This is a genomic window from Paraburkholderia polaris (genome assembly GCF_012927345.1).
Taxonomy (GTDB): Bacteria; Pseudomonadota; Gammaproteobacteria; order Burkholderiales; family Burkholderiaceae; genus Paraburkholderia; species Paraburkholderia polaris.
Window position 1 is genome coordinate 170894 of record NZ_JABBGJ010000014.1, and the last position, 12265, is coordinate 183158.

Annotated in this window: 12 protein-coding genes and 1 pseudogene; 8 read left to right on the top strand and 5 right to left on the bottom strand. The window is 61.5% G+C overall.

Going from position 1 to position 12265, the window contains the following annotated elements:
* Positions 1-178 precede the first annotated feature (178 nt).
* The 3 genes from yajC to secF all read left to right on the top strand — a co-directional run bounded on the left by yajC (position 179) and on the right by secF (position 3635).
* Positions 179-508 (top strand): preprotein translocase subunit YajC, encoded by a 330-nt coding sequence (gene yajC, locus HHL24_RS15140; protein ID WP_169486259.1) that lies wholly within the window; start codon positions 179-181, stop codon positions 506-508.
* Positions 509-626: 118 nt separating this feature from the next.
* On the top strand, positions 627-2666 hold the full coding sequence (secD, locus tag HHL24_RS15145; RefSeq protein WP_169486260.1) for a protein translocase subunit SecD: 2040 nt from the start codon (positions 627-629) through the stop codon (positions 2664-2666).
* 18 nt (positions 2667-2684) lie between these two features.
* On the top strand, positions 2685-3635 hold the full coding sequence (secF, locus tag HHL24_RS15150) for a protein translocase subunit SecF (protein WP_169486261.1): 951 nt from the start codon (positions 2685-2687) through the stop codon (positions 3633-3635).
* 140 nt (positions 3636-3775) lie between these two features.
* Here secF and HHL24_RS15155 read toward each other — a convergent pair whose 3' ends face one another.
* The 5 genes from HHL24_RS15155 to HHL24_RS15175 all read right to left on the bottom strand — a co-directional run bounded on the left by HHL24_RS15155 (position 3776) and on the right by HHL24_RS15175 (position 7124).
* On the bottom strand, positions 3776-5053 hold the full coding sequence (locus tag HHL24_RS15155) for an MFS transporter (RefSeq protein WP_169486262.1): 1278 nt from the start codon (positions 5051-5053) through the stop codon (positions 3776-3778).
* 29 nt (positions 5054-5082) lie between these two features.
* Positions 5083-5322: a hypothetical protein gene (locus HHL24_RS15160; protein ID WP_169486263.1), complete on the bottom strand. Its 240-nt coding sequence runs from the start codon at positions 5320-5322 to the stop codon at positions 5083-5085.
* A gap of 21 nt (positions 5323-5343) precedes the next feature.
* The gene (locus tag HHL24_RS15165; RefSeq protein ID WP_169486280.1) at positions 5344-5913 is read right to left on the bottom strand and encodes a YceI family protein; all 570 of its coding nucleotides are present in this window, start codon (positions 5911-5913) and stop codon (positions 5344-5346) included.
* Positions 5914-5991: 78 nt separating this feature from the next.
* The gene (locus tag HHL24_RS15170; protein ID WP_169486264.1) at positions 5992-6555 is read right to left on the bottom strand and encodes a YceI family protein; all 564 of its coding nucleotides are present in this window, start codon (positions 6553-6555) and stop codon (positions 5992-5994) included.
* 8 nt (positions 6556-6563) lie between these two features.
* Positions 6564-7124, bottom strand: a complete 561-nt coding sequence (locus HHL24_RS15175) for a cytochrome b (protein WP_169486265.1) — start codon at positions 7122-7124, stop codon at positions 6564-6566.
* A 405-nt stretch (positions 7125-7529) separates the two neighbouring features.
* Here HHL24_RS15175 and HHL24_RS15180 point away from each other — a divergent pair, with 405 nt between their 5' ends.
* The 5 genes and pseudogenes from HHL24_RS15180 to HHL24_RS15200 form a co-directional block, all read left to right on the top strand.
* Complete coding sequence (locus HHL24_RS15180; RefSeq protein WP_169486266.1) at positions 7530-8285, top strand: paraquat-inducible protein A; 756 nt, start codon at positions 7530-7532, stop codon at positions 8283-8285.
* Positions 8286-8292: 7 nt separating this feature from the next.
* On the top strand, positions 8293-8943 hold the full coding sequence (locus HHL24_RS15185; protein ID WP_169486267.1) for a paraquat-inducible protein A: 651 nt from the start codon (positions 8293-8295) through the stop codon (positions 8941-8943).
* On the top strand, positions 8936-10594 hold the full coding sequence (locus HHL24_RS15190) for a PqiB family protein (protein ID WP_169486268.1): 1659 nt from the start codon (positions 8936-8938) through the stop codon (positions 10592-10594). The genes HHL24_RS15185 and HHL24_RS15190 overlap by 8 nt, the downstream gene beginning before the upstream one ends.
* Positions 10591-11328 carry a PqiC family protein gene (locus HHL24_RS15195; RefSeq protein ID WP_169486269.1) on the top strand — a complete coding sequence of 246 codons (738 nt, stop codon included), beginning with the start codon at positions 10591-10593 and terminating at the stop codon, positions 11326-11328. Before HHL24_RS15190 ends, HHL24_RS15195 begins: the two co-directional genes overlap by 4 nt.
* A gap of 729 nt (positions 11329-12057) precedes the next feature.
* Positions 12058-12265 (top strand): annotated as a pseudogene (locus HHL24_RS15200) (IS3 family transposase); the annotation flags it as partial.

Here is a 12265-nt window from a genome sequence, read left to right on the forward strand (position 1 = left end):
GGCCGGAGGAATCCATCGGCTTGGCGCGGAAAACCTTACAATTAACTTTCGCGTGCAGTGAAAAAGGCTTTAAACGGTTGATCGGAAAGCCGATTCGCCGCGCCGACCCCTGTCAGGCCGGTGGTAGAATAACCGGCTGATTTTTTTGATTGTTTCGATTTATAACGGAGAGACCAACGTGTCGTTCATTACAGATGCCTTCGCCCAAGGCACAGCAACAGGTGGCATTGAATCGAACCTGATGAGCTTCCTGCCGCTGATCCTCATGTTCGGCGTGCTGTACTTCATCATGATTCGCCCGCAAATGAAGCGCCAGAAAGAACATCGCAACATGCTCTCCGCGATGGCGAAGGGCGACGAAGTGGTCACGAACGGCGGCATCGTCGGCAAGGTGACCAAGGTGGGTGAAGCTTACGTCGGCGTCGAAATCTCGGAAGGCACGGAAATCACCGTGCAAAAAGCGTCGGTCACGACGATTCTCCCGAAGGGCACGATCAAGTCGCTGTAAGGCCTGCTCTCTCGCGTCCGGCGCGGCCTCGCCGGCGGTTCTCGCAGAACAACGCTGAACTGCCCGCGCTCATCGCCGGACGCATCGCTTCCAAGCCAACCTTCCCGTTGGACCACTCATGAATCGTTACCCCCTCTGGAAATATGCCGTGATGCTGGTGGCTCTGGTCATCGGCCTCGTGTACACGCTGCCCAATCTGTTCGGCGAAGCGCCGGCGGTGCAGGTGTCGAGCGGCAAGGCAACGGTCAAGCTCGACTCGACCACGCTGTCGGCAGTCGAAGCGGCGCTTGCTGCCAATCAGATCAAGCCTGACGACGTCACGTTCGACAACTCGTCGACCAACGCGAACATCCGCGTGCGTCTGCCGGACACCGACACGCAGTTGCGCGTGAAGGACCTGCTGCAGAAGTCGCTGAACAGCGACCCGACCGATCCGCAGTTCATCGTTGCGCTGAACCTGCAAAGCGCGTCGCCGCATTGGCTGACCGCACTGCATGCACTGCCGATGTACCTCGGTCTCGATCTGCGCGGCGGCGTGCACTTCCTGCTGCAGGTCGACATGGCCGGCGCGCTCAACAAGAAGCTCGACTCCGACGCTTCGGATGCACGCACCATGCTGCGTGACAACAACATCCGCGACGGCGGCGTGAACCGCGTCAACCAGACGGTGGTGATCAATTTCGCCGACCAGGCCACGGCGGACGCGGCATCCAAGCAACTGGGCCGCGGCATCAGCGAACTCCAGTGGGCTTCGCAAGCGAACCCGGACGGCGGTGTGCAACTGGTCGGCACGTTCACGCCGGCGGTGCAGAAAGCCGTGCAGGACGCCGCGCTCAAGCAGAACATCACCACACTGCATAACCGCGTGAACGAACTCGGCGTGGCCGAGCCGGTGATCCAGCAGCAAGGCTCGGACCGTATCGTCGTCGAACTGCCGGGTGTGCAGGACACGGCGAAGGCAAAGGACATCATCGGCCGCACGGCAACGCTCGAAGCGCGCCTCGCCGACCCGGTGAACACGCATCCGAACCCGTCCGATCCGGTCCCGCCGGGTGACGAGCTGTTCACGCAAGGCAACCAGACGCCGGTGCTGCTGCGCAAGCAGATCATCTTCACGGGTGACCGCATCATCGACGCGTCGGCCGGCTTCGACGAACATCAGCGTCCGTCGGTCAACATCCGCCTCGACTCGGCGGGTGGCCGCGCGGTGCGCAGCGTCTCGCGCGACAACATCGGCAAACCGATGGCGATGGTGCTGTTCGAAAAGGGCAAGGGCGAAGTGCTGACGGTGGCGACCATCCAGTCGGAACTGGGCGACCGCTTCCAGATCACCGGCCAGGCCACGCCGCAAGGCGCCGCCGACCTCGCGCTGCTGTTGCGCGCCGGTTCGCTCGCCGCGCCGATGGACATCATCGAAGAACGCACGATCGGCCCGAGCCTCGGCGCGGACAACATCAAGAAGGGCTTCCACTCGGTGGTGTGGGGCTTCGTGGCAATCGCCGTCTTCATGATCGCGTACTACATGCTGTTCGGCGTGATCTCGATGATCGGCTTGTCGGTCAACCTGCTGCTGCTGATCGCCGTGCTGTCCATGTTGCAGGCCACGCTCACCTTGCCGGGTATCGCCGCTATCGCGCTCGCGCTCGGTATGGCGATCGACGCGAACGTGCTTATCAACGAGCGTATCCGGGAAGAACTGCGCCACGGCGCGCCGCCGCAACTGGCGATCCAGAACGGCTACGCGCATGCATGGGCGACGATTCTCGACTCCAACGTCACCACGCTGATCGCCGGCCTCGCGCTGCTCGCCTTCGGCTCCGGCCCGGTGCGCGGCTTCGCGATGGTCCACTGTATCGGCATCTTGACGTCGATGTTCTCGGCAGTGTTCTTCTCGCGCGGTATCGTCAACTTCTGGTACGGCGGCAAGAAGAAGCTCAAATCGTTGGCCATCGGTCAGGTGTGGCGTCCGCAACCGCAAGGTATCGACGGCGCCGCCGCCTACCTCGGTAACGAAGATGCTGCGACCGATACAGCACGAGCCGTCGCCGCGGTAAGCGCCAAGCCCAAGGCCAAAGCTGCGGCGCAGGCGCGTGCCAAGCCGACCGTGCGGCGCCGCGACGCGTCCAATACGCCGCAGAAACCGGGTTCATCCCGCTGAGCCCCGGAGAACTAGACCATGGAATTTTTCCGTTTTCGCAAAGACATTCCGTTCATGCAGCGTGCGTTGATCTTCAACGCAATCTCGCTGTTGACGTTCCTTGCCGCTGTGTTCTTCCTGCTACATCGTGGGCTGCATCTGTCGGTTGAATTCACTGGCGGTACTGTCATCGAAGTGCAGTACCCGGGTGCGGCACCGCTCGAACCGGTGCGCGGCACGCTCAACAAGCTCGGCTACCCCGACGCGCAAGTGCAGAACTTCGGCACCTCGCGTGACGTGCTGATCCGTCTGCCGCTCAAGCAGGGCTACACGTCGGCGCAACAGAGCGACCAGGTGATGGGCGCGCTGAAGGGCCAGGATCCGCAGGTGCAGTTGCAGCGTGTCGAGTTCGTCGGCCCGCAGGTCGGCAAGGAACTCGCTACCGACGGCCTGCTTGCGCTGGCCTGTGTGGTGGTCGGCATCGTGATCTACCTGTCGTTCCGCTTCGAATGGAAGTACGCGGTGGCCGGTGTCATCGCGAACTTGCACGACGTGATCATCATTCTCGGCTTCTTCGCGTTCTTCCAGTGGGAGTTCTCGCTGTCGGTACTGGCCGCGGTGCTCGCGGTGCTCGGCTACTCGGTGAACGAATCCGTCGTTATCTTCGACCGGATTCGTGAAACCTTCCGCCGCGAACGCAAGATGACCGTGATCGAGGTGATCAACCACGCGATCACCAGCACGATGTCGCGCACGATCATCACCCACGGCTGCACGCAGATGATGGTGTTGTCGATGTTCCTGTTCGGCGGCCCCACGCTGCACTACTTCGCCCTGGCGCTGACGGTCGGTATTCTGTTCGGTATCTACTCGTCGGTGTTCGTCGCCGCGGCGCTCGCCATGTGGTTCGGCGTGAAGCGCGAAGATCTGATAAAAGACAAGAAGGAACGCGTCGATCCGGACGATCCAAACGCAGGCGCGCAAGTCTGATTCTGCTGCGGGCAGACATCCGACCCAATCGCAATAAAGAAAGGCCGGTTCTCTCGAACCGGCCTTTTGCGTTTACCGCCTTTGCCGCGCTGCGCTAGCCCGTTTTGCTGTCCCGTTGCGCCGGGACAACCGGCGAGGCTTTATCTAAACCCCAGCTTGCGTCGCGCCGCCATCAGCGCCACCAGGCTGACGACCGCGGCAAAAATCATGTAGTAACTCGGCGCGGCCTTTGAACCCGTGAAGCTGATCAGCCACGCGATGATGAACGGTCCGAAGCCGCCGAAGATCGTCACAGCGATGTTATAGGCCAGCGACATGCCGGTCGTACGCGTCTGCACCGGAAACATCTCGGAGAGCAAACCCGGCAGCGCCGCGAAGTAGCCTGTCATCAGAAAGCCGAACACGATCTGCAGCACGATCAGCGTGCCGAAGGTCGGATGCGCGACCAGATACACGAAGGCCGGATTGATCAGGATGAGAAGCAGCAGCGCCGAGATCAACATGATCGTGGTACGCCCGTGACGGTCCGACAGATGGCCGACCAGCGGCGAGAACACCATCTGGATCACGCCGGTCAGCGCAATCGCCGCGAATGCGACCGAAGGCGCCAGCCCCAACTGCTTCACGCCGTACGTCGGCATGAACAGCACCAGATAGGTCGACACTGTACCGAGCACCACCACGCCGATCGCAATCACGAGGCGCAACTTCTGGCTGGCGAAGGTATCGCGCAGCGGCGTCGTGGTGGTTTCCGCCGCGAGGAATTCAGGCGTTTCGTCGAGCTTGGTGCGGATGTACCAGGCAACCGGCCCAATCAGCAGACCGAAGAAGAACGGCACGCGCCAACCCCACGAGGCCATCTGCTCCGGCGACAGCTTGCCGGTCAGCAGCACGCCGAAGCCGGCGGCGAGCAGCGTAGTGAGCCCCTGACTCGCGACCTGCCAGCTCGCGAAGAAACCGCGCCGCCCCGGCACGTGTTCCGCAAGAAAAGCCGTGGCGCTGCCGAACTCGCCGCCCGCCGAAAAACCTTGCATCAGACGCGCCGCCACGAGAATCACGGGCGCGGCAACACCGATGCTCTGATACGTCGGCAGAACCGCGATGATCAGCGTGCCGCACATCATCAGCAGGATCGACAGCGTGAGCGCCGCCTTGCGTCCGGAGCGGTCGGCGTAAGCACCGATCACGATTGCGCCGAGCGGCCGCATGAAGAACGACACGCCGAAGGTGCCGAGCGTCAGCAGCAACGAGACCGTGTCGTTACCTGCGGGGAAAAACAGCTTGGCGATGATGACCGCGAAAAAACCGTATACCACCAGATCGAACCATTCCAGCGCGTTGCCGATCGAGGCGGCGACCACCGCGCGCCACGAATTCTGCCGGCTCCCCGCCAAGCCTGCCGCTGTCGTTGCATTCATGCAGATCTCCAATGCGCGCGAAATATTATTTACGTAGGTTTTACGCTGGACATTGCCCGAACTGGATGCGCGCACAACCAATACGGTGCCAGCGCTCTATGTACATGAAAAATTAAAACGACGCGAGCGGCAAATAGCCAGCGGCCACTGTACAAGGCTTTCGGCGTTTCAAGCAGGCAATAAAAAACCGCTTCATCGCAAAAGCGAACGAAGCGGTTTTTTTGTTGCGACGCAACGGCCGCGCCATGAGCGGCATTGAATAGGAACACGCAAAAAGCTCGTTAAAGCGCTTACTGCTTGATGCCTTCAGCCTGAATATGCAGCTTGGTATCCATGCTGAAGCCATACTTGGCGCCGAAATCCATACCGTAATCGTTACGGTTGAAATGAGCGCTCGCTTCCACGCCGCACACTTCGCGCTTGAGCACCGGGTGCTGCATGCACTTGAAGGATTCGATCGTCAGATTCAGCGGCTTGGTCACGCCACGGATCGTCAGGCTGCCGACCACTTCGACCGGCTTGTCGCCGTCGAACTTGATATCGGTGCCTTTGTACGTCACCGCCGGATACTTCGTGACGTCAAAGAACGTGTCCGTCTTCAGATGTTCGTCGAGCTTGGTGTTGCCGGTTTCGACCGAAGCCGGGTCGACGGTGACGTCCACCGTGCCGGTTTTCGCCGCGCGGTCGAGCGTGACCGTGCCGGAGCTCTTGGCGAACTTGCCGCGCCACACCGACAGGCCACCGAAGTGATCCGCTTCGAAGCTCGGATACGTGTGCGTCGGGTCGAGCTGATAGGTGTCAGCGGCAGCAAATGCGCCGAGCGAGAAAGAAGAGGCCAATGCGCCGACGGCAATCAACAGGGATGTTTTCAATTCAGGCTCCTTATGTTTCTGGAATTCTTGAAGGATAGCGGCTGCGCCCAAAGAGCGCAGCGAGCGTCACTTGCGTGCTGCGACGATATGAAATTTGATCACCACGTCATCGGCGACCACCGAGGTGTCTTTCCATTCGCCGGTGCCAATGTCGAATTGCGAGCGCTTGATCGGCAGCGAACCATCGAACGTTTGCGTCGCGCCCTGCTGGGTAACCGTGACCGGCACCACGACGGTCTGCGATTTACCCTTGATGGTCAGCTTGCCGGTGACCTTGAACTGATTGCCGCCGGCCGGCGCAATCGCGCTCGACACGAAGGTTGCAGTCGGATAGGTCTTCGCGTCGAACCAGTCCTTGCCGCGCACCTGATCGTTATAGCTTTCGTCGCCGAGATCGTAACTGCCGACGTCGATACTGAACTGCGCGCTGCCGTCGGCCGGTTTTGCCGGATCGAACTTCACTTGCGCGGTGAATTTACCGAATTTGCCTTCCACCGGCACGTTCATCTGCTTCGACGTTGCCGTCACCGAACTCTTGGCGACGTCGACCTGCGCGAGCGCACTGCCGGCCGCGGTCAGCGAGGCTGCCGCGAACGCGGCGAGCATGTAGCGATAAAACGAAACTTTCATGGTTATCCTTATTTGATGAAAGGGAGCATGCGCGACAGCAGGCCGTCGCGGTCCAGCCATTGATGCTTGAGCGCTGCCGCGATATGCAGCGCGACCAGCACGAGCAATGTGTAATTCAGCGCGATATGCACGTTCTTCAGCAACTCCTTGAGATGCGGGTCCGGTGCGATCAGGCGCGGCAGCGGAATCAGGCCGAGGTACACCACCGGCACATTGGCCGCCGAGCTATACAGATAGCCGGAGGCGGGAATCACGATCATCAGCACGTAGAGCAGCAGATGCGTGAGATGCGCGGCGCCGCGCTGCCAGGCCGGCATGCGACGCGGCATCGGCGGGGCCGCGTGGGTGGCGCGCCACAGAATGCGCAGCACGGCGAGCGCGAACACCGTCACGCCGATCCATTTGTGCCACGAGAAATAGCGCAGCTTGGTGGGCGTGAAGCCGGGGATATCGGTCATCACCCAGCCAAGCGCGAAGCCGCATACGATCAGCAACGCGATCAGCCAGTGAAAAGCGATGGCAGTCCGCGTGTACGACTCCCGGCCACCGAAAGAAGGATTGAGTGCCATGACAGATCAACGCAAGCTAAGAGAGGTTAACGGCGCAGCCGGCCCTGCTATTCCACGCTGCCAATGCATGCTGCATCGTGCGACTCGATAGAAAGCATGGTGGCTGCGGCACACGCCAAGGCCGCCATGCTACCGCAAGCGGAAAAAGCTGGCTTAGGCCGCCACGCCGAAAGTTTTCCTACGTGCAGAACCGTATTGAACAATTGGGGACGGAGACTGTCAGAATCGTGCAGTTTTGTGTAAGACTAGTCCTGATGCCGACGCAGCCTGACTCACGCCGCATCGGGTGCATTGGCCGTCGCCAGCGGCGAAGCGCGTTTGGTACTATTGCTCCACGCTTTTCTCCAGCCCTGCCCTAATACTGGCATCGCACGCCTTTCTTCACGTGGTTAGCCCTTCTGCCGTATGGACCATGACAACCTGATCGCGTGCCATGAATGCGATACGCTGTTCCACAAGCCCCGGCTTGTCGGGCAGCAGGTCGCGCGTTGTACGCGCTGCGGCGCGACGCTCTATCGCGGCGTCTCCCGCAAGCTCGACAGTATCTGTGCGATGACACTGGCCGCGCTGATCACCTTCATCATCGCCCAGGCCTTCCCGATCGTCGAACTCGAAACCAACGGCATCACCTCGCAAACCACGCTGTTCGGCGCGCTCGTCGCCTTATGGGGCGAGGACATGCAGATCGTCGCGGTCATGGTGTTCTGCTCGACCATCCTGTTCCCGCTGACCGAACTGGTCGCGTTGCTGTACGTGCTGATCCCGCTGCGCGCCGGCTACGTGCCGGCCGCCTTCAACCACGTGTTGCGCGCCATTCAATTCGTTCGGCCGTGGGGCATGATCGAAGTGTTCATGCTCGGCGTACTGATCACCATCGTGAAGATGGTGAGTCTCGCGCGCGTGATTCCCGAGGCGGCGTTATTCGCGTTCGGCGTGCTGACGCTGATGATCGCGGTGGTCCTCACGTTCGATCCCCGCGTGCTGTGGGACCTCGCCGACGAAATGGGCAACCGCAGCAAGCGGCCGCTGCCGCGCACCTCTGCGGACAGCGCAGCCGCTGCCGTCGGTTCGCTTGACGGGCCGCCCGCGCCGCCTGAGGTACAAGGTACGAGTCAATCTGCATTGCCGCCGGGCGTGCCGCCGGCGCCGCACCAGGGATGAGCGCACGATGAAATACGTGACCGCCAAACGCGCGGGCCTGGTCGCTTGCCACGCGTGCGGACGCGTCGAGCCGCGTATCCGCTCTGTCACGCCGCAGCACTGCGGACGCTGCGGCGCGCGCCTCCACTCGCGCCACCCCGACAGCCTGATGCGGACGTGGGCGCTGCTGATTGCCGCGGCCTTGCTGTATATTCCCGCGAATTTGCTGCCGGTGATGCACACGTCGTCGCTGCTTGGTTCGGAAGACGACACCATCATGAGCGGCGTCGTGTATTTCTGGACCTCGGGCGACTGGCCGTTGGCCGTGATCGTGTTCATCGCCAGCATCATGGTGCCGATGCTCAAGCTCAGTGTGCTGGTGCTGCTCACCGCCACCGCGCAGCGCCGCTCGCGCTGGCGGCCGGATCAGCGCACCACGCTGTACCGGATGGTCGAAAAGATCGGGCGCTGGTCGATGCTCGACGTGTTCGTCGTCACGCTGACCGTCGCGCTGGTCCGTTTCAAGTCGCTTGCCGTGATCACGGCCGGACCGGGCGCGATCGCCTTCGGCTCGGTGGTGATCTTGACGATGATGGCATCCATGCAATTCGATCCACGGCTCATCTGGGACAACGTGGAAGGCAGTACTCAAAAACCTCAGGACCTCGACCATGACTAGCCCGCAAGGACCGACGCCCGCCTCCGATGCGCCGCGCAACGATTCGAACGGACCCAAGCTTCCCCCCGAACTACCCGATCCCGAGATCGAGCCGCGTAGCCGTTGGCTGCCGTCGCTCGTCTGGGTGATTCCATTGATCGCCGCACTGATCGGCCTCGCGCTCGTGATCAAGTCGGTGACCGAAAAAGGCCCGACCATCACGATCACGTTCGTCAGCGCCGAAGGCCTCGAGCCCGGCAAGACCAAGGTCAAGTACAAGGACGTCGACGTCGGCTCGGTGAAGACCATCACGCTGTCGAAGGATCTGTCGCACGTGCTGGTTCAGGTGCAACTCACCAAGGAAGGCGAAGACTTCGCGGTCAAGGATTCGCGCTTCTGGGTGGTGCGCCCTCGCGTCGGCGCGAGCGGCGTGTCCGGACTGACCACCCTGCTCTCGGGTGCGTACATCGGCGCGGACGCCGGCCATTCACCGGACACCGAGAAAAACTTCGTCGGCCTCGAAACGCCACCGCCTATTACGGGCGACCAGAAGGGCCATCAGTTCATTCTGCACGGCGACTCACTCGGCTCGATCGACATCGGTTCGCCGATTTTCTACCGGCGCGTACAGGTCGGCCAGGTGGTTGGCTTCTCGCTCGACAAGGACGGCACCGGCGTGACGATGCAGGTCTTCGTGTCGGCGCCGTTCGACCAGTACGTCGGCACCAATTCGCGCTGGTGGCATGCGAGCGGCGTCGATTTGCGGCTCGACTCGAGCGGCTTCAAGCTGAATACGCAGTCGCTTGCGACGGTGATCGTCGGCGGCCTGTCGTTCCAGTCGCCGCCGGGCCAGGGCGTGGGCGCGCAGGCGCCGAACAACATGACGTTCCGCCTCGGCTCGGATGAACAGGACGCGATGCGCGAACCGGACGGCGTGCCGCTGCGTGTGGTCATGAACTTCAATCAGTCGCTGCGTGGTCTGTCGATCGGTGCGACGGTCGATTTCCGCGGCATCGTGCTCGGTCAAGTGACCAATATCGGCATCGACTACGATCCGAAAACGCGCAGCTTCACCATGCCGGTGACGATGAACCTGTACCCCGACCGCCTCGGCAAGCGCTTCCGCGAGACGGCACCGGCAGCGGGCAGCATCGCGGGCCAAACCATGCTGCAACAGCTCGTCAAGCATGGTCTGCGCGGCCAGTTGCGCACCGGCAATCTGATCACGAGCCAGTTGTACGTGGCGCTCGATATCTTCCCGAAAGCGCCGCCGGCCACGGTTGACGTGACGGGCGATCCGCTCGAATTGCCGACCATTCCGAACACGCTCGACGAACTGCAACTGCAAGTCGCCGACATTGCGAAGAAGCTCGACAAGGTGCCGTTCGACGAGATCGGTTCGAACCTGAACAGCGCGCTGAAGAATGCTGACCAGCTGTTCACGCGACTCGACAAGGAAGTCGTGCCGGAGGCGCGTGACACCCTGGCGGCGGCGAAACAGACTTTCGGTTCGGCCCAGGCGACGTTGCAGCAGGACTCGCCGTTGCAATCGGATGTTCATCAGGCGTTGCAGGAACTGACGCGCACGTTGCAGTCGTTGAATGCGCTGTCGGATTATCTGGAGCGTCATCCGGAATCGCTGTTGCGCGGTAAAACAGGAGATAAACCATGATGTTTGCCCGGCTCCCCCGCCCGCCGCGCGGGTTCTTGCGCGGCGCTGCTTACGTTGGCGCTCTGGCCGGATTGCTGGCGATGGCGGCGTGTTCGTCGCCGTCGAGCCGGTTTTATACGCTCGGCTCCGATAGCGCCGGCTCCGCTGCTACTGGCTCTGCGGCTCCGGTCAGTGCACGTACTGCAGCCGCGCCTGCGTGGCTGATTGAAGTCGCGCCGATCGATGTGCCGCCGCAAGTGGCGAAGAATCAGCTTGTGGTGCAGACGGGACCGACGCAGGTTCAGGTGCTCGAACAGGAGCGTTGGGCTTCGTTGCCGGGCGATGAGATTCGTCGTGCTTTGTCGACCAGTCTTACGCAGCAGCTGGGCACGATCGATGTGTATGGCACCGCGTATCCGGATACGACAGCGGTGTATCGCGTCAGCATGAATGTGCAGCGGTTCGAGTCATGGCCGGGGTCGCATGCGTTGATCGATGCGGTTTGGAGTGTTAGGGCTGTACGTGGTACTGCTGTGATGACCTGTCGGAGTGTGGTGAGTGAGCCGGTTAGCGGCGGCTATGACGCGCTTGTTAATGGGCATCGGGCGGCGTTGCAGCAGATCGCTTTGCAGGTTGCTGCTGCTGTGCAGGGGATGGCTGCTGCTGCTTCTAAGGGTGGCTCCGCCGGTAAGGGGGTTGGTTTTGTTGTGCCGGTGTGTCCTTCTGCTGTTGTAGCTGCTGGCGCAGGTAGTTGATGAAGGGGTTTTTGCCTGCGGGCGCCAGGGGGTGCTGGGTCGCTTCGCGCGGGTGGTGTTTTGGTGGTGGGCTTTTCGGTGGTGGGCTCGCGGTGTTGGCCTTTCCTTGAATTGTTAGTGGTCTATTAGCGTTGCCCCTGTGCGGGGCGGCACTTACTTTCTTTGCCGCCGCAAAGAAAGATAAGCAAAGAAAGCGGCTAACACCGCTGGTGCTAAGCGGGAACCGTGGTCTGCAAAGCGTAGTGGCTCCGTGGAATCCGTGCTCGTGCACCCTCTGACGCTTGTGACAAAGCTGTCATCAGCTCCCACTCCGCACTACGTGCGTCGCGGACGGGTCTGCCAGGGAAACCAAGGGCTTCGGTCGCCGTCTACGGGTGCCTCGGCGGCGCGCCGAATGAAGCTCAAGCGAGAAACGCAGCAGTCGGTTTTGAGAGGTGCTCTTCGGCGCTCCAAATGAAACTCGAGTGTGAAACCGTCGCGATCGGTTTTATGAAGTGCTCCTCGGCGCGCGCAGCGCCGCCGGAAGTATGACGCCCTTGTCACGAGCGTATGCAGGTGCACGAACACAGATTCCAGATGCGCCACTACCATTTGCAGCCCAGTTAGCAGGATCGGTTTGAGCCGCTTTCTTTGCTTATCTTTCTTTGCGGCGGCCCCTCCATGTCAGGCTAGTTGTCGCCTCACCCGAACCGATTGATGTAAAGATGGGGGGCGGACAGCGAATGGGAAATGAAACGCTATTCAGCGGAAACCCGGGAATGGGCAATCCAGCAGATGATGCCGCCGTTCAATCGTGCGGTCATCGAGTTGTCAGGAGCGACGGGCATCACGACGGTGACGCTACGGACCTGGCGGCAAAGTGCAAGACAGACAGGGAAATTCATGCCGGGCAATGGCAAAACCAGCGATCGATGGTCAAGCGCCGACAAGTTCAGGG